The following is a 22,895-nucleotide window of genomic DNA, read 5'->3' as shown; positions in this document are numbered from 1 at the left end:
AAGAAGTTCAGCGGGCCTGGTTGATCCGGACGTGGTTGCCGGCCGGGTCCCGGAACGCGCAGTCGCGGACGCCGTACGGCTGGTCGACCGGTTCCTGGATCACCTCGGCGTCGCTGGCCTGCAGCCGGTCGAACAGGGCGTCGACGTCGTCGGTCTGCAGCACCACGGTGGCGTACGTGCCCTTGGCCATCATCTCGAAGATCGTTCGCCGCTCCTCTTCGGTGATCCCCGGGTCGACGGCCGGCGGGGTGAGCACGATCGAGGTGTCCGGCTGGCCGGGCGGTCCGACCGTGATCCAGCGCATCCCCTCGTAGCCGACGTCCATCCGGACCTCGAAGCCGAGCAGGTCGCGGTAGAACTTCAGCGACTGCTCGGGGTCGGTGTGCGGCAGGAAGCTGTTCAGGATCTTCAGGCTCATGCGGGTCACGCTACGTGCCGGAGGCCGGAGATGCTTCTCGATTCCTGATCGGTCGCGTCACCTGTTTCGCGACACACGACGGAATTCCGACGGTGGCGTCGGCGGCGGCGTCCTTGTAGACGCTCGGCGGCATCCCGACCAGCTCGGTGAACCGGGTGCTGAACGTGCCGAGCGACTGGCAGCCGACCTCGAAGCAGACGTCGGTGACACTCATCCCGCCGCGCCGCAGCAGCATCATCGCGCGCTCGATTCGCCGCGTCATCAGATACCCGTACGGCGACTCTCCGTAAGCGCGCTTGAACTCGCGGCTCAGGTGCCCGGCCGACATGTGCGCACCCCGGGCGAGCGCCTCGACGTCGAGCGGCTGTGCGTACTCGCGGTCGATCCGGTCCTTCACGCGCCGCAGCCGCGCCAGGTCCTCCAGGCGCTGCGCATCCGTCGTCCCGCTACTCACGGTAGAGATCCTGCCATATCAACCGCGGCCGATCGAGCACTCATGATCGGCAGGGCCCGATCGTCGCGACCAGGCCGTGGTGGTCGGAGCTCGGGATCGGGTACCAGCCGCTGTTGTCCGAGCACCACCCGGGTTTGACCAGCAGGTGGTCGATCCGGACCAGCAGGGCGGCCCACTTGGCGACCTGGGACGGTCGGCCCCAGCGGTCGAGCATCGCGTCGTTCAGGTGGTCGGTGAGCAGCCGGTAGTCGCGGCCGCGGTCGGTCGTGTTCAGGTCGCCGGCGACCACGACCGGCCGGTCGTCCCGCGCGGCACGGGCCGCGATCTGCTGGATCAGCCGGTGATGCCCGGCGACCGTCGTCTCGTACGGCTGGCCGTTGTCGGACGATTTGTCGTACGTCGACCCGTCCGCCGTCCACCACGGCCGCGGGACATGCACCGCGATCAGGTCGAAGTCCCCCGACGGCGCCTGCACGCGGAGCAGGAAGCCGGGCAGATCCGGTCCCGGCTGCTCGAGTACGGTCAACGGCCAGCGGCTGAAGATGCCGATCGACGGCCCGTTCCAGTCGGCCACGTGATTCGGGTACGACTGCGCCAACCGGTTCGTCAGCGGCTCGCCGATCTCGGACACCACCAGTACGTCGGCCTTCAGCCCGAGCAGCGTGTCCGCGCCCTCGAGCTCGCCGATCCCGATGTTCGCCGCCGCGAACCGGACGGCGCGACTGGGGTCGACCGTGCCGGAGCCGTGCGGGATCCACGGACCGAAGGTCGCGACGACCCCGACCAGCAGCGTCGACACCGCGAACGCGATCGCGGCCCGGCGGCGCCGGCCGATCAGGCCGTACGCGCCGACGCCGACCGCAACGACCAGTGCGAGCATCGGCAGCACGATCGCGACCACGTCGGTGACTACACCGAGCCGGTCACGCAGCACGAACCATGCCCACGGCAACAATGCGGCGATCACGATCCCCACGGACCGCCGCCCCAGCGGTTCCCCCTCCACACCCCCAGGCTATGTCACGGAACCTGATAAGAAGGCTGGACCTGCTCAGATTCAGGGTAGGTCGACCGTGAGTGGTAACTCCTTGAGGAACTCGACGGCGTCGAACATCGCCCCCGCTGAGGCCACGCCGGTCGCGCGGGTCTCGCCGGCCAGGATCCGCCGGACAGCGCCGACCGCGAGCGGGGCCGTGATGGCGTAGATGTCCTGCCCGGCGGCCGACGCACGTGCATCCCCTACCCGTACGTCGACGACGAAGGTCTGGTCGGAGTCGCGCGGTGGCGGCGGGGTGTCCGCGTCCGCCAGGTCGCCGGCGGCCTCGACGGACATGTAGGTGCGGACCTCGGGTACGGCGAGGTGGCTCGGGATCGTGACGATGTCGGCCATGCTGAACTCCGCGATCACCCGGCGCGTCCCGAGCGGCTCGGGGAACGTCCAGTTTTGCTGTACCGGCGAGTCGTCGTGGTACTGCAATCGCCCGTCGGCGTACCGCACCCGCCGCCCGGCCCGCCGATCGTGCGACACCTTCCCCGCGACGCGCGTGCCGGGGGTCGGATGCCAACTACTCAAGCCGTAGGCGACGTGCACCGGCGCGGGCTGATCGACAATCGCAGTGGTGAGGAGGTCACCCAGGGCACCGAAGAAGGCCATCGCGGGGACGACCGGCGTGGTGCTCTGCCGGGCGAGGGTGGCTGCGTTCGCCTCGATCTCGGCGGCGACGTCGACGTACGGAATCCGTTGCCGCGCGGCGGCCTGGATCAGCGGTTCGGCCGTCGTCGCGAACGGACCCGCACAGTTGACGACCGCGGCCGCGTTCTTCAGTGCCCGGTCGAGAGCGTGCGGATCGTCGACGGCGGCAGGCCGTACGTCGAGGCCGCCCCATTGTTCGGCGAGAGCGAGCCCGTTGCGGCCGGAGACGGCGGCTGGAAGGTTCTGACGGAGGAGTTCCTCGACGACGAACCGGCCGGTGTGACCGGTGGCGCCGTACACCACGATCGCGTTCATGCCGTCGAGTCTGCGGCGTCGGCCGCTCCGAGTGTGAGCGGCCGGAACGACGCTGTCCGTACACTTTCGGACATGCACACCGTCGCGCTGGCAACGGCCGGCCACCTGCTGCACTTCGAGCTGGGCATCGCCTACGAGATTTTCGGCAACCCACCCGTCGGAGTCGACGAGTGGTACGACGTACGCCTCTGCGGCGACGGCCCCACTCAAGTCGGCCCGTTCGCAGTCAATCCGTCGCACACGCTGGACCACCTGTCCGCCGCCGACACGGTCCTGGTCCCCGCCCTGGCCGACCCCGACCAGCCTCCACCTCCCGAACTGGTAGACGCCGTCCGTTCAGCCCACAGTTCTGGGGCGCGCATCGCCTCCCTCTGCACGGGCGCCTTCGTCCTCGGCGCGGCCGGACTGCTCGACGGCCGCCGAGCCACCACCCACTGGGCCCACACAGCAGACCTTCAAGCGGCCTACCCAGAGGCGGATGTTGACCCAGACGTCCTCTACACCGACAACGGCACTGTTCTGACAGCAGCCGGCAAGGCCGCCGCGGTCGACCTCTGCCTGCACCTGGTCCACCTCGACCACGGCGCCACGATCGCCAACACCGTCGCCCGGCGTCTCGTCGTACCGCCGCATCGCACCGGCGGTCAGGCGCAGTTCGTGTCGACTCCGGTCCAGGTCAGCGGCGACCATTCGCTCACCGAACTGCTGGCCTGGGCGCAGGAGCGGCTGGACCAGCCGCTGACGGTCACCGACCTCGCGCGGCACGCCAACACCAGCCCGAGGCACCTCGGCCGGCAGTTCCGTTCGATCACCGGCCAGACACCGCTCCAGTGGCTGCTGACCCAGCGGGTACGCCGCGCGCAGCAACTGCTCGAATCGACCGACGACGGGATCGAGAAGGTCGCCGCCGCCACCGGACTCGGGACCGCGACCACGTTGCGGCGGCACTTCCAGCGCGTGGTCGGCGTACCGCCGAACGCGTACCGGCGTTCGTTCCGCAGCGCGTAGGGTCGGATGCCATGACCGTCCAGGAACTTGACATCTCCGCGCCGGATTCTGCGGCCTCGTGGTGAGCTGAGTGATGGACGAGTTGCGGCGGTTGATTTTGAGGGCCGCCGGGCGGGAGGCGGTGATCGACGGGTTGTTGGTGTCGGTGGTGGAGGCGACGACGCCGCCGACCAGCGGGTTGGCCTCGCCCACGTTTGCGTTGGTGGCTCAAGGGCGGAAGCGGTTGGCGTTGGGCTCGGAGGTGTTCGAGTACGGGGCTGGGGATTACCTGGTGGTGTCGGTGGAGTTGCCGGTGACCGGGCACTTTGTCGAGGCATCGGTCGACGAGCCTTGTCTCGGGGTCGGGCTCGAGTTGCGGGCCGAGGCGATCGCGGCGTTGTTGCTCGACGTGGCCGACAAGCCCGGTGCGCCGGTTCGGGGGCTGGTGGTCAGCCGCGCGTCGGACGAGTTGGTGGATGCAGTCGTGCGGCTGCTTCGGTTGGTCGACTCGCCGGACGATGCGCGGGTGCTCGCGCCGTTGGTGCAGCAGGAGATCCTCTGGCGGTTGCTGCGCGGTACTCAAGGAGCCGCCGTTCGCGACATCGGCCTCGCCGACAGCAGCCTGTCGCATGTCGCTCGGGTGATCCGGTGGATCCGCGAGCACTACGCCGAGCCGTTCCGGATCGACGACCTGGCCGACATGGCCGGTCTCAGTACGTCGGCGTTCCACCGGCACTTCCGTACCGTCACCGAGCTCACGCCGATCCAGTTCCAGAAGAAGATCCGGTTGCAGGAGGCGCGACTGCGGGTGGTCGGGCTCGGTGAGGACGTGACGAGTGCCGGGTACGCCGTCGGGTACGAGAGTCCGTCCCAGTTCAGCCGCGAGTATCGGCGCGAGTTCGGAACGCCGCCGAGCCGCGATCAGGCAGGATCAGGCAAGTCCGTGGCAGCAATGATCTAACAGCTTCCGTGCTCTGGAACGTGTACTGGACGAGTACCTGTTCCAGACCCACGAGGAGATGTACACGATCATGCAGGTTGCTGTGATCACCGGCGGAAGTTCCGGCATCGGGCAGGGCGCGGCGTTCGAACTGGCGAGACGCGGTACGGCCGTGGTTCTCACCTACCGCGGCGGCCGCGAACGCGCCCTGGAGACGGTCAAGCGGATCGAGAAGGACGGCGGTACGGCGGTTGCGCTGCCGCTCGATGTCGCGCGGTCGGACACCTTCGACGCGTTCCGCCGGGCGCTGACCGACGTACTCGCGCGCTGGGACCGGACGACGTTCGACTTCCTGGTCAGCAATGCCGGTGTCGGGCAGCCGCCGGTGAGGTTCGAGGAGACGACCGCGGAGCTGTTCGACCAGATGGTCGACGTGCACCTCAGAGGTCCGTACTTCCTCACCCAGACGCTGCTCCCGCTGCTCGCCGATCACGGCTCGATCGTCTACACCACGAGTACGTCGGCGCTCGAGTCGGCGCGGCCTAGTCCTGGGTACTCCGTCTATGCGAGCGTCAAGGGCGCCCAGATCGTTCTCACCCGGTACCTCGCCAAGGAGCTCAGCGACCGCGGCATCCGGGTGAACGCGGTCGCGCCCGGCGTCACCCGGACCCGACTCGGTGACGACGCGTTCGCGCGGTACCCAGAGCTGATTCCGCCGATCGCCGAACGCACCGCGCTCGGCCGGATCGGCGAGGCCGACGACGTCGGCAAGGTGATCGCGTTCCTCGGCTCCCCCGACGCAGGTTGGATCACCGCGCAGACCATCGAGGCGTCCGGCGGGTACGAGCTCTAGCGTGGTTGCCGCTCTACCAGGCATCACCCCAGCTGGTACGGCGGGCGGCCCGGTACAGCTCAGAGGACTTCGGTACGACGATCCGCTCCGCCGCGCCGGCCGCCGTGCACAGGTCGAGTACGACGCGGTTCTTCGGGGTGGTCGGGCGGGCGATCACCCGAGCCGGGGCCGTGCGGATCGGGCTGTGGGTGGCGACGACGTACATGAACTTCTCGTCCTCGAAGTTGCGGGTGCCGTTCTTGAGCAGGCGGCGCAGTTCGGTGCGCGGGAGGCGGGTGGCGAAGTGGCACCAGGTCGCGGGGCACGGTGCTTCGTGCGGGCAAGGCGCGGCGATGCGGAAACCGTGGGCGAGCAGTTGGTCGCGCGCTTCGAGGATGTGGCGATGACCTCGCGGCGTACCGGGTTCGACGACGACCACCGTCTGCGCGCATCGGACCGCTGCGTCGACCAGTGCACGCCGTGCGTCGTCCGTCAGTTCGTTGAGGACATAGGCGATGGTCAGCAAGTCGGTTGATCCGCCGGGAGACCACTTGCGAAGGTCGCCGGTGGTCCAGCGCCACTTGTTGCCTGCAGCAATGGTCTTGCCCAGGTGGATGGCGGCCGGTTGGCGTTCGACGATCTCGGTGCGTAGACCCGGCCAGTGCGCGGCGGCGGCCCACGCTGCGGCTCCGGTACCGCCGCCGAGGTCGAGGTGAGTGTTGATCGGCGCGTCGACGTGACGCGCGACCGCGGCCAGTGCGGCGTGGATCGCATGGTAGGTGGCCGGCATGCGGACCACGGCGTACGCGAGGGCATCGAGGTCGTCGCTCATCCCCGGCGTCGTGTCGTTGATCTGCTCGTTGCGATACCGGGCGGAGAGGGCGTCGACGCGGCGTCGCAGTTCGTGATGCGGTACGCCGTGCAGCGCGCGGGCGAGGGCAGCATGAAGTTGGGTGTCCACGGAGGACATGAGGAAGCTCCGGTTCGATCGGCACGGAGCACGTCGCGGTCACAGCGACGTGCGTGATCCGCGGCCAGACGCCGCGACGCACCGATCGGTCCGGAGAAGACGCTGTCAGCAGGCAGCAGTCGAGGAGGGAACGGCGCGGAACCGGATAACCTTCCTAGCCATCACACACCTCCTCGCGTCACTTCAAACGCTAGCAGATCTCAACGCCCCTCCGACGTACACAAACAAACCTTGTTCCCCTGCGGATCCGCCAGCACAGTGAACGCCGGCGCCTCGTCGTCGTACACGACCTTGCCGCCCGCCGCGAGTGCCGCCTCGATCCGCGCCGGTACGACCTCGGGCGGCACCCACAGGTCGAGGTGGAACCGCTGCCTGGGTGGCTCATGTGGTGTCGTGCCTTGGAACCACAGGTTCGCGACGCGGCCGCTTGGATCGATGACGTCGTTGCCGGTGAACGCGTCCGCGCTGCCGGTCAGCACTGCCGCCCAGAACGGCCCGATCTCCACCAGCTCCGCAGTGTCCAGTGCGATCTCCAGCTGCGCGACCGCGGCCGGATCGGCGGCGAGCCCCTGTTCAGCCGCGTGTGCGCTGATCCGCCCGGCCGCGGCCGGGTCGCGCGTCGCGACGTCGACGTACGTCGAGCCGAGACGCACTTCAAGTCGCGGGTCATCGCACACGTCACCCACCGCCTGCGCGAACCGGGCGCCTTCAGCGAGCGACGCCGTACGGAACCGTGCATGCCAAGCCTGAGCCAGCTTCCGCCAGTCGGCCAAACCCTCGTCAGACACCCTGTCCACCTCCGACATCGACCCTAGAACGTCCCACCGACAGTTCCCGCAGGCAAGGTTGTGGCGTGGCGGCGGTGTTCGGGCTCTTCGGCGAGAATGGCTCGCATGGGTGTTCGGGAGGACTTCATTGCTGCGGCTGAGGTTGCGTCGCGGCTGCTGCGTGCGCCGGCTGTGGCGGCGAGCTGGGAACGGCCGAGTGCGCTTCCGGAGTTCAGCGTGGCGGGGTTGGCGGGGCATCTGGCCTTCCAGGTGCTCGCCGTTCCCGAGATCCTCGCGGCGCCGCTGCCGAGCGAGGAGACCGTACCGGTGCTCGAGCACTACGCCCGGGTGGCGTGGATCGACGCGGCGCTCGACGACGAGATCAGCGTCCGGATCCGCAGCGGTGGCGAACAGGTCGCAGCGGACGGAGCGGAAAGTCTGGCCGATCGGGTCGAGGCGGTTCTCGGCGAATTCCGCCGGAGCCTCGGTGGTACGGCGAACCGCCCGGTGCGGATCGCCTTCTGGGGGTCGTGGTCGCTGACGCTCGACGACCTGCTGCTGACCCGCACGATGGAGCTGGTCGTCCACGCCGACGACCTCGCGGTGAGCGTGGGCCTGGCCACCCCCGAGTTCCCGGTGAACGTGACCGATTCCGTGATAGATCTGCTGACGCGGTTGTCGGTACGGCGCCACGGTCCGGCCGCTGTGGTCCGGGCGCTGTCTCGCGCCGAACGTGCGCCGGCAACCATCACCGCCTTCTGATCGAATGGAGTGGCATGTATCGCAGGCTCGTGCTCAAGCTGTCCGGGCAGGCGATCGCCGGCTCCAACGAGTTCGGTTTCAGCAGTGACCGGCTCACCCATCTCGCCGCCGAGGTGATCGCGCTGCGGGCCACCGGTGTCCAGGTCGCGGTGGTGATCGGCGGTGGCAACGTGTTCCGCGGAAACCGCGCCGAGGACTGGGGTATCGACCGCGTCGAGGCCGACAACATCGGCATGCTCGGCACGGTCATCAACGCGGTCCTGCTCCGCGGCCGGCTCGCGGCGCTCGGCGCCCACGGCGTACGGCTGATGACCGCGCTCCCGATCGAGACCCTCGCCGAACCGTACATCCGCCTCCGGGCGCTGCGGCACCTGGAGAAGGGCTCGATCGTCCTGCTTGCCTGCGGCAACGGTCAGCCGTTCACCACGACCGACTACCCGTCCGTCCAGCGAGCGATCGAACTCCAGGCCGACGCCCTCCTGGTCGCCAAGAACGGCACTGACGGAGTGTATGACGCGGACCCGAACCAGCACCCGGACGCCACCCGCTTCGACCACCTCAGCTACCAAGAGGTGATCGACCGAGGCCTCGGCGTCATGGACCAGTCCGCCTTCATCCTCGCCCGGGACCACCACCTCCCCCTCCACGTCTTCGACATAGACCGCCCCCACGCCGCCACCACCATCGCCACCGGCACCCCCGTAGGAACGCTCATCAACTGACATGTAGTCCCGGGCTAAATGGTTTGTGGGGTCTCGGAGGGAGTTGGTGTACTCGGGGCGTACTGAGAACAGGTGATTGATAGGAGTCCGTCATGCGATCTCGCTTCATGTCTTGCGTGGAAACGGACCTCACCTGTTCTAAGGACATGAAGCTACGTGGAAGTACTGAATCTTGGGATTTTGGCGCATGTTGACGCCGGGAAGACGAGTCTGACGGAGCGGTTGCTCTACGCCGCCGGTGTCATCGACGTGGTGGGCAGCGTCGATGACGGGAGCACCCAGACCGACTCGTTGGCGCTCGAGCGGCAGCGGGGCATCACCATCAAGACGGCGGTGGCGACGTTCGCGATCGACGAGCTGCGGGTCAATCTGATCGATACGCCGGGGCACCCGGACTTCATCGCTGAGGTGGAGCGGGCGTTGGGTGTGCTCGACGGTGCCGTACTGGTGATCTCGGCGGTGGAAGGCGTGCAGGCGCAGACGCGCGTACTGATGCGCACCCTGCAGCGTCTCTGCATCCCCACCCTGATCTTCGTCAACAAACTCGACCGTGCCGGCGCGCTGTACGAGGGTGTGCTGCGGCAGATCGCGCAGAAGCTGACCTCGAGGATCGTCCCGATGGGTGAGGCCGCCGACCTCGGCACCGCGGCGGCGGCGTTCAAGCCGATCGTGCAGGACGACGTACTGCTCGACGTCCTCACCGAGCACGACGACGACCTTCTCCAGCGGTACGTCGACGGCGCTCCGCTCGCGCTGCACGACGTACTCGCGCAGCAGACCCGGCGCGCACTGGTCCACCCGGTCTACTTCGGGTCCGCGATCACCGGCGCCGGCACCGACGCTCTCACCGACGGCATCCGCGACCTGCTTCCCCGCGCCCGCTCGACCGGCGGTCCACTCGACGGCACGGTCTTCAAGGTCGAGCGTGGACCCGCGGGCGAGAAGATCGCTATGTACGGATCTTCGACGGTACGGCGTCCGTTCGCGACCGCGTCCGGTACGGCGACAGCGACGGCAAGATCACGGCCCTGCAGACGTACGGCGACAGCGACCCGGGCGACGGCCTCGGCCCCGGGCAGATCGGCAAACTCTGGGGCCTGCCCGACATCCGGATCGGCGACACGATCACCGACCCCGACCACCCGGCAACAGCCCGACACATCCAGGCGAGGTTCGCCCCACCGACCCTGGAGACCGTGGTCACGCCGCGCCGCCCGTCCGACAAGGGCAACCTGCGCGTCGCGCTCACCCAGCTCGCCGAGCAGGACCCGTTGATCAACCTGCGCCAGGACGACCTCCGCCAGGAGACGTACGTGTCGCTCTACGGCGAAGTACAGAAGGAGGTCATCGAGACCACGCTCGCCACCGAGTACGGGATCGCGGTCGACTTCCGCGAGACCACCACGATCTGCATCGAGCGGATCGACGGCATCGGACACGCGGTCGAGTTCAACAAGAAGGACGCCAACCCGTTCCTCGCCACGGTGGGCCTGCGGGTCGAACCCGCGCCGGTGGACGCGGGCGTCACGTTCGAACTCGAGGTCGAACTCGGATCGATGCCGTACGCGTTCATCAAGGCCGTCGAGGAAACCGTCCGCGAGACCCTGCACCAAGGCCTGCACGGCTGGCAGATCCCCGACGCCCGCGTGGTGATGACACACTCCGGCTACTCGGCGCGGCAGAGTCACGCGCACGCCGTCTTCGACAAGAGCATGTCGAGCACCGCCGGCGACTTCCGGTTCCTCACCCCGCTGGTGCTGATGACCGCGCTCCAGCAGGCCGGTACGACGGTGCACGAGCCGCTGCACCGGTTCCAGCTGGAGATCCCGACCGACACGACCCGCGCCGTACTCGCGGCCCTCGCCCGCCTCCGGGCGATCCCACAAGTACCTGCGCTCGCCGCGGAAACCTCAATTCTGGAAGGAGAAATCCCCGCGGCCGCCGTGTACGAACTCGAACAGCAACTCCCCGCCCTCACCCGTGGCGAAGGCGTCCTGCAGTCGGCGTTCGAACGCTACCAACCGGTGACGGGCGCGGTCCCGGAGCGTCCGCGCACCGATCACGATCCCCTCAACCGGCGCGAGTACCTGCTGCACGTCCAGCGCCGGGTTTGATGCCGGGTCTGATGCCGTGGACAACGTTCGCGCCGAGGTCGTCGTCCGTGACGACCTCGGCAGCGAGGCCGGCCGCGACCATCACGCTCTCCGCGTGCGGCGCCTGTCGATCGCTCATCTCGACGTACATGTGCCCGCCGGCCGCGAGCCAATCGATGGCGCCGGCAACGACTTGGCGAAGGTTCGCCAACCCGTCCACCCCGCCGTCCAACGTCACGTGCGGTTCGTACAGCCGAGCCTCAGGCGGCAGCAGCCGGATCTCGTCGGTCGGTACATACGGCACGTTCGCCAGCAGTACGTCGATCCGCCCGCGCAACTCCACCGGCAGCGCGTCGAACCAGTCACCCTGATAGACCGTCCCGCCGTACGGCGCCACGTTCCGCCGCGCACAGCGCACCGCGGCCCGCTCGACGTCGGCGGCGTACAACGACACCTCGACCTGAGCAGCCACGGCCGCGCCGAGTGCCCCGGAGCCGCAGCCAAGATCCACGACGACCGCACCCGGAGAGGTCACCTTCAAGGCCTCGGCGATCAGGAACTCGGTCCGCCGACGCGGAATGAACACGCCGGGATCGACGGCGATCCGCAACCCGCAGAACGAGGCCCAGCCGACGACGTACTCCAAGGGCGAACCGGCCACCCGCTGCGCGACCATCGCCTCGACCTCGGCCGCATCGCGCGCCGTCTCGACGATCAGCGCGGCCTCGTCCTCCGCGAACACGCAACCCGCCGCGCGCAGGCGGTCGACGATCTCGCCGACGATCTGACTGTTCACCAAGTGACGACTCTATCCGAAGGCGTTCACCCCGGTGAGCTCGGCCGACACCGTCCACAGCCGCTCCGCCGACGCCGGGTCGATCGCGTACGGCCGCACGCCCGGCGCGTCGTCGGTCGACACCTCCGCGATCTCACAGTCCTCGCAGAAGACCCCGCCGAGCCCGTCGAGCTGCGGCGACGTCGCCGCCCACACCTGGGTCGCCGCGCCCTGCTCCGGCGACTTGAACTGCGGACTCAGCGCGTTGCCGTCCTCGTCGATCCAGCCGAAGGCGACCATCTCCTCGCGCGGCAGGTACCGCTGCAGCGGGGTCAGGATGCCGCCGGGGTGCAGCGCGAACGCCCGGACGCCGGAATCTTTGCCGAGGGCATCGAGCTGGACGGCAAACAGGACGTTGGCGGTCTTCGCCTGCCCGTACGCCGCCCACTTGTCGTACCCCTGGCGGAACTCGAGGTCGTCCCAACGGATGTCGGACCGCCGGTGTCCGGTCGACGACACCGACACGACCCGCCCACCACCGTCCGCGGCGATCGCCGGCCAGAGCCGATTCACCAGTGCGAAGTGGCCGAGGTGGTTGGTCGCGAACTGCGCCTCCCAGCCCGGGCCGACCCGGGTCTCCGGGCAGGCCATGATCGCGGCGTTGTCGATGACGATGTCGATCGACCGTCCCGAGGCGAGGAACCGGTCGGCGAAGGCGCGGACGCTCTCCAGGTCGCCGAGGTCCAGCTCGTCGATCTCCACGTCGTCGACCCCGGCCAGGGCCTCCCGGGCCGCGTCGGGCCGACGCGCCGGTACGACGACGTGCGCGCCGGCTTTGGTCAGCGCCTTCGTGGTCTCGAGGCCGAGACCGGAATATCCACCGGTGACGATCGCGAGCTTGCCGGACAGGTCGATCCCGGCCAGGACGTCGTCCGCGGTGCTGTCGTGCCCGAAACCCGAGCCGATCTTGTGTTGTGCACTCATGTCTCCGAGCGTACGAATTAGAGCTCGCTCTAAGTCAAGTGCGGATCGGTGCGCAGTGACTCGACCAGGCGTTGCAGCGCCGGGTTCGGGTTGTCGGGGCTCCAGCAGGCGTGCAGCGTGACTGAATGCGCGTCGGCCGCGTCGAGTTCGCGGTACCGGACGCCCTCGACCCGCATCGCCATGATCGAGCGCGGGACCAGTGCGCAGCCGAGGCCGGCGCGGACCAGTGCGAGCATCGTCGGCACCTGGGAGGCGAGCTGACTGACGGCGTACCGGTCCATGCCGATCATCGCCGCGCAGATGTCGTGCAGGTACTGCGATCCCTCGGGGCTGTAGCCGATGTAGTCGTCGGTGGCGTCCACCAGCGACACCGGTCCGGTGCCGGTGGCGAGCGGATGGGTCGCCGGTACGGCGAGGACCAGATCTTCTGAATGGACGAGCAGGGACTCGAAGCGGTCCGGGATGGGCGGCCGGACCAGGCCTAGGTCGATCTCGAGGTTGGCCAGCGCCTCGAACTGCGCCGGGCTGACGAGCTCGGTCAGTTCCGCGGTCACGCCTGGGGTGCGTTTGCCGACCATGGTGAGGAAGTCGGCGAGTACGGCGTACGCACCGATCGCGGTGAACGCGAGGCGGAGCGTGCCGGTGGTGCCGTCCGCGGCTCGCTTCGTCGCCTCGGGTGCTATTTCCAGGAGTGCGAGCACGCGGCGGGCGTGTTCGAGGAACACTCCCCCGGCGGCGGTCAGCCGTACGCCTCGCCCGGTCCGGTCGAACAGCCGTACGTCGAGCGCTCGCTCCAGCCCCTGGATCTGCCGGGTCAACGGCGGCTGCGTGAGGTTGAGCCGCTGCGCCGCCCGCCCGTAGTGCAACTCCTCGGCGACGGCGACGAACCCGCGGAGCTGCTGCAGCGACAAATCCATGCAGCCACGGTATCGGTTCATGCGGAAATGGGCTTGGACCCGCATAACGGAAAGCGCCTACCGTCAGCTGTACACCCGACCGAAGGAGCCACCCGGTGCCAACCCGCAAGCCCCGCCTCGCCGCCCTCCTCTCCCCCGAACGCGCCGCCGACGTAGTCGACCAGGCCACCCGCACTCTGCTCCAGGAACGGTTCGAGGTCGTGTGGGCAACCGCCGAGCACACCATCCGCACCACCTCCCCGACACATCCGGCCGGGTCGGCTCGGCCGGGTACGCCGGCCGCGATTGATCCTGGCGCGGTGGCGGAGCTGGCTGCGGGCGCTGACGTGTTGCTGACGAGTTGGGGGACGCCGCCGTTGGCGAAGGAGCTGTGGGTTAGGGGGACGGGGCCTCGGGTGGTGGCTCATGCGGCGGGGACGGTGAAGAACTTGGTGGATCCGGCGGTGTTGGAGTTGGGCGTAGGGGTGTTTTCGGCGGGGCCTCGGATTGCTTGGTCGGTGGGTGAGTACTGCCTCGGGGCGATGTTGACGTTGGGCCGGCGGCTGCCGCGGTTCGACTCGGCGGTTCGTGCGGGTGGATGGAAACAGACCGAGTACCGCGGGCACGAACTCGCCGGCGCGAAGGTCGGAATCGTCGGCGCGAGCAGTACGGCCCGCGCGTTGATCGCGATGTTGAAGCCGTTCGGCTGTGACATTGCGGTTTACGACCCGTACCTGAACGACCAGCGGGCAAAGGAGCTCGGCGTACGGACAACGACACTGGAGGACGCGGCGAGCGCGGCGTTCCTGAGTATCCATGTGCCGAACGTGCCGGAGACGAAGGGCATGATCACCCGCGACCTGATCGAGAATCTGCCGGACGGTGCGGTCGTCGTGAACTCCTCGCGTGGACCGGCGATCGACCAGCAGGCGCTGATCGAGCATGCGGTCGGCGGGAGGATCTACGCAGCGCTCGACGTCTACGATCCCGAACCGCCTACGTTTGGCGAAGACGTTCTGAGATCCCAGAACCTGCTGCTGACCCCGCACATCGCAGGTGATACCGCCGAGGGGCATCTGGCGCTCGCCGGCTACGTGCTGCGGGACGCGCTCAGCTGGCTCGAGGCCGGGACGCGTGGGCCCAGTTTCGTCGACCCCAAGACCTGGTCGATCGCGGCATGAGCCGGATCACGCAGGTCGAGGTCTTTCCGGTGGCGGTGCCGTTCGCGCGGAAGTTCGTGCTCGGCAGCGGCGCCGTGGGCTCCCCCGACGCCGCCCCCGACCAAGCCGGTGCGGTGATCTTCGTGAAGCTCACGACGGAGGACGGCGTGGTCGGCTGGGGCGAGCAGCGCGCGCTCCCGAGCTGGAGCTACGAGACCGCCGAAACCATGGCCGTCGTCATCCGCCGCCATCTCACACCGATCCTCCTGCAGCTCACCCCGTTCGACGTCGAGCTCTTCCACCAGCGCGCCGCCAAACGCCTCAGCCCCGCGGTCTCGAACGGCTTCCCGTTCGCCCGCGCCGCCGTCGACGTCGCGATGCACGACGCGGCCGGCAAGCTCGCCGGCGTCCCGGTCCACGCGCTGCTCGGCGGCAAGGTGTACGACGAGATCCCGCTCTGCTCGGCGATCGGCGTCGGCGACCAGGACGCGGTTCGCGATCATGCGCTCCAGTCGTCGGACTATGCGGCGTACAAGGTCAAGATCGGTGGCGACCTGGACGCCGACACGGCGGCGATCGAGACCGTCGCGGAAGTTGCCGACGGCAAACCACTGTGGCTGGACGCGAACCAGTCGTACCGCCCCGCCGCGCTCCGCCGGCTGCTCGACCGGACCAGGCACGTCCGCACGATCCATTGCGTCGAGCAACCAGTACCGAGCACCGACACGCTCGCCATGCAGCGGCTGCGCGAGCTGGTCGACCTGCCGATCGCGATCGACGAGGGCAGCTTCTCCGCGCCGGACCTGGCCCGCGCGATCCGCCTCGGTGCCGCCGACCTGGTCGTGATCAAGGTCTGCAAGTCCGGCGGCCTGCGGAACGCCCTCAAGACCGCCCAGACCGCGCTCGCCGGCGGCCTGGAGATTCTCGCCAGCGGACTGACCGACTGCGGAGTCGCCTTCGCGGCCGCACTGCACGTGTTCAGTCAGCTCGAGCTCGCCCTGCCCGCCGAGCTCAACGGACCGGAGCTGCTGACCGACCTGTACGTCGACGGGCTCAGCATCACCAAGGCCGTCGCGACGGTCCCCACCGCCCCTGGACTGGGCGTCGAGGTCGACGAGGAGCGCATCCGCGCCGAGTCGATCGATCTGCTCTACCGGTGAGGAGATCTCCATGCAAACCAACCTGTCCCGCCGCAGGTTCCTGCAACTGACCGGTCTCGCCGGTGTAGGAGCGGTTGCTGCCGGATGTTCCTCAGGACCGCCGGCTGGTACGGCGACCTGGTCGATGTGGTCCAGCAGTGCCGCGGAGAAGAAGGTGTGGGATGCCTTCGGCAAGTACGTCGAGCAGCAGCTCGGCGTGAAGTCCGTCGCCACGCTTACCCCGTCGAGCGGTTACCCGACCAAGCTCGACCTGCAACTCGTCAGCGGTACGGCGAGCCTGGTCACCGCGCTGAACGGCACGCTGATCCCGACGTACGCCGCTCGCGGCGCGCACCGGCCGCTCGACGACCTGATCGCGGCCGACCCCGACTTCAGCCTCGACGACTTCTACGGCACCAGCCGGAAGATCTCCAGCTTCAACGGCACGACGTACGCGATCGGCTTCGACGTCGCGCCGACCGTCATGTACTACAACAAGGATCTGCTGAACCAGCAGGGCATCCCGCTCCCGTCCCGGACCGAACCGATGTCCTGGGCAACGTTCCGCGACCTCGCCAAGCAGCTGACGAAACCCGGCGAGCAGTACGGCTTCACCTGTGCGCCGGCGATCGACGACCTGGTGTCGTGGATCTACTGTGCCGGCGGCAACGTGATGAGTGACGACGCGAGCCGCAGTACGCTCGGCGACCCCGAGGCAATGGAGGCGCTGCAGTACGTCATTGACCTGTTCGTCAAGGACAAGGTCACGCCGCCGATCAAGAACCTGGTCACCGAGAGCTCGCTGTCGAACTTCCTGCAGGGCAACGTCGCGTTCATGCAGAACGGGCCGTGGCAGGTGGTGAATGCCCGGAAGGCGAAGTTCGACTGGGACATCATCCCGTTCCCGGCCGGCTCGGCAGGTAGTACGCCGCGGGTCTCGGGCTCCAGCTTCGCGATTCCATCGGGGGTACGCGAGGGGCCGCAGCTCGACCTCGCGTGGAAGCTGCTCAAGACCCTGACCAGCACCGGCGCACTCGACATCTACGCGAAAGCAGGCCGCAACAACCCGGCCCGGCTGAGTGCGGGCAGCGCCTTCCAGCCGCCGCCGGACAACCTCGGCATCGTCCAGGAGATCCTGGCCGGCAAGCTCGCCGGCGGGCACGCGTTCGACGTCACCACGAACTGGAACCAGGTCAAGCAGCTGCTCGGACAGGATCTGCCGCGGACGTTCCTCGGCCAGGTCACGGTCGCGGACGCCATCAACGGTCTGAACCCGCGGCTCGACGTACTGATGCGTCAGCATCTCGACACCACCCGCCAAGCCTCCGCCCGGAAGGGGTGATCCGGATGGCCGTCGATACCGTACCCGTCACGACCACACCCGCAATCCGTCAGCAAGCCCCACCGCGGCGCAGCCGCGAGACGCTCACCGCCTGGCTGTTCATCCTCCCGAGCCTGATCGGCTTCCTGATCTTCACCGCCGGACCGGTCGTCGCCGCCGGCGTCATCTCGCTGCTGAACTGGAACCTGTTCAGCGCCCCGACCTGGGCCGGGCTGCACAACTTCGCCCGCCTCGGCCCGGACCCGACGTTCTGGTCCGCGCTCGGCAACACCGTGTACTTCACCCTGGTCAGCGTCCCGCTCACGATCCTCGTCAGCCTGGCCCTCGCGCTTCTGCTCAACCAGGGCCTCAAACGGATCGCCGTCTTCCGCTCCCTCCTGCTGTTGCCGTACGCAACCATCACGGTCGCGGTGGCATTCGTCTGGATCTGGCTGTACATCCCGCACGACGGCCTGGTGAACACCGTGCTCGGATGGTTCGGGATCGACGGCCCGTCCTGGCTGATCTCGGACACCTGGGCGATGCCGGCGCTGATCCTGATGAGCGTCTGGAAGAGCTTCGGGTTCGGCATGGTGGTGTTCCTGGCCGGCCTGCAGGCGATCCCGCAGCAGCTCTACGAGGCCGGGCGGGTGGACGGTACGTCGCCGTGGAACAGCTTCCGGCACATCACGCTGCCGATGCTTTCCCCCGCGCTGTTCTTCGTCGTCGTGACGTCGGTGATCGGTTCGTTCCAGGTCTTCGACCAGGCGCTGATCATGACGAACGGCGGTCCGGGCAGCCGCACCACCACCCTGGTCATGTACATCTACCGGACCGGCTTCGAGAACTACGACCAGGGGTACGCCGCCGCGCAGTCGCTGGTCCTGTTCGCGTTCATCGTGATCATCACCGCAGGCCAGTTCCTGTTCCAGCGGAAGTTGGTGCACTATGACAACTGAAATCCGTCAGAAGCTGGTTGTCTTCACCTGCTTCCTGGTCACCGCGATCACGCTGATCCCGGTTGTCATGATGGTGCTGGTCGCGTTCCAGTCCGACGCCGAGTCGATGGCCGCCAAGCCGTCGTTCTGGCCGAGCAGTTGGCACCCGGAGAACCTGACCCGCGCGTTCGACCTCGTCCCGCTCGGGAAGTACCTGCTGAACACCGTCTACTTCGCCGGCGGTACGACGATCCTCGAGACCGTCACCGCGGCACTCGCGGCGTACGCGTTCGCCCGGCTGAACTTCCCCGGCCGGAGCTGGCTGTTCGGGATCTACCTCGCGACGCTGATGATCCCGTCGCAGGTCACGCTGATCCCGCAGTTCGTCCTGGTCGCCAAGCTGCACGGGATCGACACCTGGCCCGGGATGATCCTGCCGCACGCGTTCACCGCGATCGGTGTGTTCCTGCTCCGCCAGTTCTTCCTCGGCATCCCGCGCGACTACGAGGAGGCAGCCCGGCTCGACGGCGCGAACCGCTGGCAGGCATTCGTTCGGGTCATCGTGCCGCTCGCCGTACCGGCGATCGCGACGCTTGCGGTGTTCAAGTTCATCGGGCAGTGGAACAACCTGCTCTGGCCGTTGATCATTTCCAACAGCGACGCGACCCGTACGGCGTCGGTCGGGCTCCAGGTGTTCCAGGACACCAACGGTACGCAGTGGAACCTGCTGCTGATGGCGGCCACCGTCACCACGATCCCGCTGATCGTGCTGTTCTTCCTGACCCAACGCTGGTTCGTCCGAGGCATCACGATGAGTGGGCTGGGAGGCCGTTGATGTCCTATTTGTGGTCCGTCTTCACCAAACCGTGGGCGGGACTGCCCGGCGACGAACTCGGCCGGCTGATCGCCGGGCTCGGGTTCGGCGGTGCCGAGGTGCCGGTTCGCGACACGGCGTACGTGACCCCGGCGAACGCCGAGGCGGAGCTGCCGCGGTTCACCGGGCAGTTACGGGCCGAGGGCATCGAACCGATCAGCGTCGCGAGCGACCTGTCCGAGCGGGTGTTCGCGGCCTGCGCGGAGGCCGGCGTACCGACGATCCGGATCATGGCCGAGCTCGGCGCCGACGGGTACGCCGCATCGGTACGCCGGAACCGGGAACTGCTCGAACAGGCTGTCGTACTCACCGAACGGTACGACGTGCAGGTCGGCGTACAGCCCCACCACGGGCGCTTCGTGTCGTCAACGCTCGGCGTACTCCAACTGCTCGACGGTCTGCCCGACAGGTACAAGCTGGTGTGGGACGCGGCGCACGACGCGCTCGCCGGTGACCACCCGGCAGTGACGTTGCCGCTGGCCGCGGACCGGCTCGGAATCGTCAACCTCAAGAACGTGCACTATGTCCGGACCGACGGCACGTGGAAGACGTACTTCGTCGAAGCCGAGGACGGCCTGTCCGATTGGACAGCCGTCTTCGCGACGTTGCAGCAGCTCGGGTACGACGGCCCGATCTGCCTGACCGGTCAGTACTCCGACCCCGCCGTACCCGCCCGGAACCGGCTCGAAAATGATCTGCGATTCGCTGTCACATCGGCCGCACAGCATCCGTCAAGGCAGTGAACGCAACAAACACGACCCTGATGGAGACACCACGATGCAAGCACGGATGACCAACCCCGCGATGATCCTGCCGGACGCCACCAAGGGCATCCAGAACATCTACAAGGCAATCGGCTCGTCCGGCACCGACGGTAAGGTGCTGGAGTTGGTGCACCTGCGGGCCAGCCAGATCAACGGCTGCTCCCCGTGTGTGTTCGGCGGGATCAAGTCGGCGCTGAAGAACGGCGAGACCGACGAACGGCTGCACCAGGTGGCCGCGTGGCGGGAGTCCGACCTGTTCACCGACGCCGAGCGGGCCGCTCTGGAGATGACCGAGGCGGCGACCCGGCTGGCCGACAACCCGACCGCGGTCACCGACGAGATCTGGGCCGCGGCCGCCGACCACTACGACGAGAAGGAACTGTCCGCGATCGTGCTGATGATCGGACTCACGAACCTGTTCAACCGCCTCAACACCACCACCCGCCAGCCTGCCGGTGCGACCTGGTAGTCGCTACCGTGAGGCAATGAAATACATGCTGCTGATCTACGGGAACGACCAGACCTGGGACACGCTGCACGAGCAGGGCATCGACGGGGTGCTCGACCAGCACCGCGTACTGTCCGAGGAACTGAAGGCGAACGGTGAGCTCGTCGACGGGATCGGGCTCACCACGAAGAACGCGCGGGTGGTCCGGATCCAGGACGGCGTACCGGCCGTGACCGACGGGCCGTTCACCGAGGCCAAGGAAGTGCTGGCCGGGTACTACGTGGTGGACTGCGCGAGCCTCGAGCGTGCGACGGAGATCGCCGCGCGGCTGCCGGAGGCGCCGTACTCACCGATCGAGATCAGAGAATTCACCGACCCGATGGAGTCCTGACGTGACAGGACTCGTCACAGGGACTTGCCGGCCTCAGCTGGGCGTTGGACACCTGAGACCGGCGAGTCACTGACTCAGACTCCCGACGCGAGGATGACCCCACCTGAGGCGGGCTGATCGCCCATGCCCCGGCCACCTTGGACGTACACCGTGGTGCCAGGCACCGGTGCCTGGACACCGGACCTGAGTCGGAGCGTGGTCGTCATACCGTTGCTCAACCTCAGCACGGCCAGGTGTCGCGGCGGTACCGACGGAATCGACGAGCTCACCTCGTGGATCCCGGTACACACCGCCGGTTGGATCGCAGCTCGTCCGAGACCGGCGTTGCCGTGACTCCTCACATCACGGCACTGCCCGGCGAGCCTACTCATCGCTGACACACTTCCCCCTTCTCATCGTTGCCCCCGAGTGATGGCGGTAGCCGTCAACAATTGCTGAGAGTGACGATGTTTTCAAGGGATCGTGACCTGAATCCCGCGTACCGGAATCCAGGTCTCAGGAAAACTCAGGAAACAAGCGCTTACTGGCCACCGAACCCTGTCGTCGCGATCCCCTTGATGATCTGGCGCTGGAAGAACAGGAACACCACGACCAGTGGCAGCGCGGCGAGGATCGCCGACGCCATGTTCTGCGCGTACTGCAGGCCGTACGCGCTCTTCACCGTCTGCAGGCCGACCGGCAGCGTCATCAGGTGCGCGTCGGTCGTCACGATGAACGGCCAGAGGAAGTTGTTCCACGCACCGATGAACACGAAGATCGCCACCGCGGCGAGGATCGGCCGCGACAACGGCAGCACGACCGACCAGAACACTCGCAGCCGGCTCGCACCGTCGACTCGCGCCGCCTCCTCCAGTTCGAGCGGGATCTGGTCGAAGAAACGCTTGAGAATCAGCACCATCGCGGGCGCGAACGCCTGCGGCAGGATGATCCCCCAGTACGTGTCGACGAGGTTGAACGCCAGCATCTGCCGGAACAACGGCACGATCAGCAACTGCGGCGGGATGATGATCGCCGCGATGATCGCGGCGTACAACCAGCGCTTGCCCTTGAAGTTCACCCGTGAGAACGCGTATCCGGCAAGCGCCGAGGTCGCGACGGTGATGACGGTGATCGCCACCGACGTGATCAGGCTGTTCCACGCCCAGGACGGGATATCGCCGGCGGACAGCACCTTGCGGTACGCCGCGAAGCTGAGACCGTCGGGCGGATTCAGGCTGAGTGTCGAGGCCCCGGCGTCGGCCTCACTCTTCAACGAGGTCAGCACCGACCAGGCGAACGGCACCAACCAGGTGGCGGCGAGGAACGCCAGCACCAGCAGGGCGGCGATTCTCGACAGACTCCACGGGTTCTCACCGGGCTTGTGGCCTTGTTTGATCATGCGGCGCTCCTGCGGTTGATCAGCTTGTACTGCGCCAGCGACACCACGACGATGAGCGCGAAGAACAGGTACGAGATGGCCGACGAGTAACCGAACCGGTAACCGGTGAACCCGGACTCGTAGATGTACTGCACGATCGACCGTGTCTTCCCGGCCGGACCACCGTTGGTCAGCATGTAGATCTGGTCGAACACCTTCAGCGACGCGAGAATCTGCAGCGTCAGGATCAGCATCGTGGTCGGCGTCAGCTGCGGGATCACGATCGAGAACAGCTGCCGCCACTTGCCGGCGCCGTCGATCGCGGCCGCCTCGAACTGCTGCTCGGGGATGTTCTGCAACGCGGCCAGGTAGAGCAGGAAGTTGAACCCGATCGTCCACCACAGTGTGGTGATCACGACCGACAGCATCGCGACCTTCGGATCCTGCAGCCAGGCCACCGGCGCCGCGCCGAACTTCGCCAGGACGCCGTTGATCAGTCCGAGCGTCGGGTTGTACATCCAGCTCCAGAACATCACCACGACCGTGGACGCCAGCAGGTACGGCATGAAGAAGGACAGCCGCCACAACCACCTGCCGGGCAGGCCGAGGTTTACCAGCAAGGCCAGGGCGAGCGACAGCACCACCAGCGGAATCGTGCTCAACACCGTGAACCACAACGTGTTTCCGAGCGACTTCCACATGTCCGGGTCGGTCAGGGCCTCACCGTAGTTGGCGAAGCCGATCAGTCCGCTGCCTGCACCGGTCAGCGTTTCCCCGGTGAAGCTCAGGTACAGGCCGTACACCGCCGGCACCACCAGGAACAGCACGAACAGGACCGCGAACGGTGTCGCGAAAGCCCAGCCGGCGAGCGTCTCGTCACGCTTTCTCATCTACG

At 67.7% G+C, this 22,895-nt stretch carries 26 protein-coding genes; 15 read left to right on the top strand and 11 right to left on the bottom strand.

What is annotated here, in order from left to right:
• Positions 1–7 precede the first annotated feature (7 nt).
• Genes FB475_RS30370 through FB475_RS30355 form a run of 4 tightly spaced genes read right to left on the bottom strand, consistent with a single transcriptional unit; the run spans position 8 to position 2,880 of the window.
• Positions 8–418: a VOC family protein gene (locus FB475_RS30370; RefSeq protein ID WP_141860761.1), complete on the bottom strand. Its 411-nt coding sequence runs from the start codon at positions 416–418 to the stop codon at positions 8–10.
• A gap of 10 nt (positions 419–428) precedes the next feature.
• Positions 429–872, bottom strand: coding sequence for a helix-turn-helix transcriptional regulator (locus tag FB475_RS30365; RefSeq protein WP_141860760.1), 444 nt, complete (start codon positions 870–872; stop codon positions 429–431).
• A gap of 40 nt (positions 873–912) precedes the next feature.
• Positions 913–1,878 (bottom strand): endonuclease/exonuclease/phosphatase family protein, encoded by a 966-nt coding sequence (locus FB475_RS30360; protein ID WP_141860758.1) that lies wholly within the window; start codon positions 1,876–1,878, stop codon positions 913–915.
• A gap of 51 nt (positions 1,879–1,929) precedes the next feature.
• Positions 1,930–2,880 carry a saccharopine dehydrogenase NADP-binding domain-containing protein gene (locus tag FB475_RS30355; protein ID WP_141860756.1) on the bottom strand — a complete coding sequence of 317 codons (951 nt, stop codon included), beginning with the start codon at positions 2,878–2,880 and terminating at the stop codon, positions 1,930–1,932.
• Positions 2,881–2,952: 72 nt separating this feature from the next.
• Between FB475_RS30355 and FB475_RS30350 the strand changes: the two genes are divergently transcribed.
• From FB475_RS30350 to FB475_RS30340, 3 genes are all read left to right on the top strand, one after another.
• Entirely contained in the window at positions 2,953–3,888 is a 936-nt protein-coding gene (locus tag FB475_RS30350; RefSeq protein WP_141860754.1) for a helix-turn-helix domain-containing protein, read from the top strand.
• Positions 3,889–3,961: 73 nt separating this feature from the next.
• Positions 3,962–4,828 (top strand): AraC family transcriptional regulator, encoded by an 867-nt coding sequence (locus tag FB475_RS30345; RefSeq protein WP_141860752.1) that lies wholly within the window; start codon positions 3,962–3,964, stop codon positions 4,826–4,828.
• Between the two features lie 70 nt (positions 4,829–4,898).
• Complete coding sequence (locus tag FB475_RS30340; RefSeq protein WP_141861694.1) at positions 4,899–5,660, top strand: SDR family NAD(P)-dependent oxidoreductase; 762 nt, start codon at positions 4,899–4,901, stop codon at positions 5,658–5,660.
• A gap of 13 nt (positions 5,661–5,673) precedes the next feature.
• Here the strand turns inward: FB475_RS30340 and FB475_RS30335 are convergent, their stop codons facing one another.
• Together FB475_RS30335 and FB475_RS30330 are read right to left on the bottom strand one after the other, a co-directional pair.
• A complete protein-coding gene (locus FB475_RS30335) occupies positions 5,674–6,609 on the bottom strand; it encodes a small ribosomal subunit Rsm22 family protein (RefSeq protein ID WP_141860750.1) in 936 nt (311 codons plus the stop codon).
• 200 nt (positions 6,610–6,809) lie between these two features.
• Positions 6,810–7,397: a VOC family protein gene (locus tag FB475_RS30330; RefSeq protein ID WP_238332531.1), complete on the bottom strand. Its 588-nt coding sequence runs from the start codon at positions 7,395–7,397 to the stop codon at positions 6,810–6,812.
• Between the two features lie 105 nt (positions 7,398–7,502).
• Between FB475_RS30330 and FB475_RS30325 the strand changes: the two genes are divergently transcribed.
• The 4 genes from FB475_RS30325 (at position 7,503) to FB475_RS37900 (ending at position 10,974) form a co-directional block, all read left to right on the top strand.
• On the top strand, positions 7,503–8,138 hold the full coding sequence (locus tag FB475_RS30325; protein WP_202878607.1) for a maleylpyruvate isomerase N-terminal domain-containing protein: 636 nt from the start codon (positions 7,503–7,505) through the stop codon (positions 8,136–8,138).
• A 14-nt stretch (positions 8,139–8,152) separates the two neighbouring features.
• Positions 8,153–8,860 (top strand): UMP kinase, encoded by a 708-nt coding sequence (gene pyrH / locus FB475_RS30320; RefSeq protein WP_141860744.1) that lies wholly within the window; start codon positions 8,153–8,155, stop codon positions 8,858–8,860.
• A 180-nt stretch (positions 8,861–9,040) separates the two neighbouring features.
• Entirely contained in the window at positions 9,041–10,135 is a 1,095-nt protein-coding gene (locus FB475_RS37905; protein WP_238332530.1) for a GTP-binding protein, read from the top strand.
• Entirely contained in the window at positions 10,057–10,974 is a 918-nt protein-coding gene (locus FB475_RS37900; RefSeq protein WP_238332529.1) for a hypothetical protein, read from the top strand. Before FB475_RS37905 ends, FB475_RS37900 begins: the two co-directional genes overlap by 79 nt.
• On the opposite strand, the gene FB475_RS30310 is transcribed toward FB475_RS37900, so the two are convergent.
• Genes FB475_RS30310 through FB475_RS30300 form a run of 3 tightly spaced genes read right to left on the bottom strand, consistent with a single transcriptional unit; the run spans position 10,931 to position 13,629 of the window.
• A complete protein-coding gene (locus tag FB475_RS30310) occupies positions 10,931–11,749 on the bottom strand; it encodes a putative protein N(5)-glutamine methyltransferase (RefSeq protein WP_202878606.1) in 819 nt (272 codons plus the stop codon). The two genes, FB475_RS37900 and FB475_RS30310, sit on opposite strands and share 44 nt — an antisense overlap.
• Before the next feature lie 12 nt (positions 11,750–11,761).
• Positions 11,762–12,712: an SDR family NAD(P)-dependent oxidoreductase gene (locus tag FB475_RS30305; RefSeq protein WP_141860742.1), complete on the bottom strand. Its 951-nt coding sequence runs from the start codon at positions 12,710–12,712 to the stop codon at positions 11,762–11,764.
• Positions 12,713–12,741: 29 nt separating this feature from the next.
• Complete coding sequence (locus FB475_RS30300; RefSeq protein WP_141860740.1) at positions 12,742–13,629, bottom strand: LysR family transcriptional regulator; 888 nt, start codon at positions 13,627–13,629, stop codon at positions 12,742–12,744.
• A 95-nt stretch (positions 13,630–13,724) separates the two neighbouring features.
• Between FB475_RS30300 and FB475_RS30295 the strand changes: the two genes are divergently transcribed.
• From FB475_RS30295 to FB475_RS30260, 8 genes are read left to right on the top strand one after another with little or no spacing between them, the layout of a single operon-like run.
• A complete protein-coding gene (locus tag FB475_RS30295; protein ID WP_141860737.1) occupies positions 13,725–14,789 on the top strand; it encodes a hydroxyacid dehydrogenase in 1,065 nt (354 codons plus the stop codon).
• On the top strand, positions 14,786–15,928 hold the full coding sequence (locus FB475_RS30290) for a mandelate racemase/muconate lactonizing enzyme family protein (protein WP_141860735.1): 1,143 nt from the start codon (positions 14,786–14,788) through the stop codon (positions 15,926–15,928). Before FB475_RS30295 ends, FB475_RS30290 begins: the two co-directional genes overlap by 4 nt.
• Positions 15,929–15,938: 10 nt before the next feature.
• Positions 15,939–17,249: an ABC transporter substrate-binding protein gene (locus FB475_RS30285; protein ID WP_141860733.1), complete on the top strand. Its 1,311-nt coding sequence runs from the start codon at positions 15,939–15,941 to the stop codon at positions 17,247–17,249.
• A gap of 5 nt (positions 17,250–17,254) precedes the next feature.
• Entirely contained in the window at positions 17,255–18,187 is a 933-nt protein-coding gene (locus FB475_RS30280; protein WP_141860731.1) for a carbohydrate ABC transporter permease, read from the top strand.
• On the top strand, positions 18,177–19,001 hold the full coding sequence (locus tag FB475_RS30275; protein ID WP_141860730.1) for a carbohydrate ABC transporter permease: 825 nt from the start codon (positions 18,177–18,179) through the stop codon (positions 18,999–19,001). The genes FB475_RS30280 and FB475_RS30275 overlap by 11 nt, the downstream gene beginning before the upstream one ends.
• Positions 19,001–19,783: a sugar phosphate isomerase/epimerase family protein gene (locus tag FB475_RS30270; protein WP_141860728.1), complete on the top strand. Its 783-nt coding sequence runs from the start codon at positions 19,001–19,003 to the stop codon at positions 19,781–19,783. Before FB475_RS30275 ends, FB475_RS30270 begins: the two co-directional genes overlap by 1 nt.
• 34 nt (positions 19,784–19,817) lie before the next feature.
• The gene (locus FB475_RS30265; protein WP_141860726.1) at positions 19,818–20,273 is read left to right on the top strand and encodes a carboxymuconolactone decarboxylase family protein; all 456 of its coding nucleotides are present in this window, start codon (positions 19,818–19,820) and stop codon (positions 20,271–20,273) included.
• A gap of 16 nt (positions 20,274–20,289) precedes the next feature.
• Complete coding sequence (locus tag FB475_RS30260; protein WP_141860724.1) at positions 20,290–20,643, top strand: YciI family protein; 354 nt, start codon at positions 20,290–20,292, stop codon at positions 20,641–20,643.
• Between the two features lie 520 nt (positions 20,644–21,163).
• On the opposite strand, the gene FB475_RS30255 is transcribed toward FB475_RS30260, so the two are convergent.
• A complete protein-coding gene (locus tag FB475_RS30255) occupies positions 21,164–22,021 on the bottom strand; it encodes a carbohydrate ABC transporter permease (protein WP_141860722.1) in 858 nt (285 codons plus the stop codon).
• Positions 22,018–22,890, bottom strand: a complete 873-nt coding sequence (locus FB475_RS30250; protein WP_141860720.1) for a carbohydrate ABC transporter permease — start codon at positions 22,888–22,890, stop codon at positions 22,018–22,020. The genes FB475_RS30255 and FB475_RS30250 overlap by 4 nt, the downstream gene beginning before the upstream one ends.
• Positions 22,891–22,895: the final 5 nt, after the last annotated feature.

It is taken from the genome of Kribbella jejuensis (genome assembly GCF_006715085.1).
Lineage (GTDB): Bacteria > Actinomycetota > Actinomycetes > Propionibacteriales > Kribbellaceae > Kribbella > Kribbella jejuensis.
This window is presented reverse-complemented; position numbering and strand designations above follow the sequence as displayed.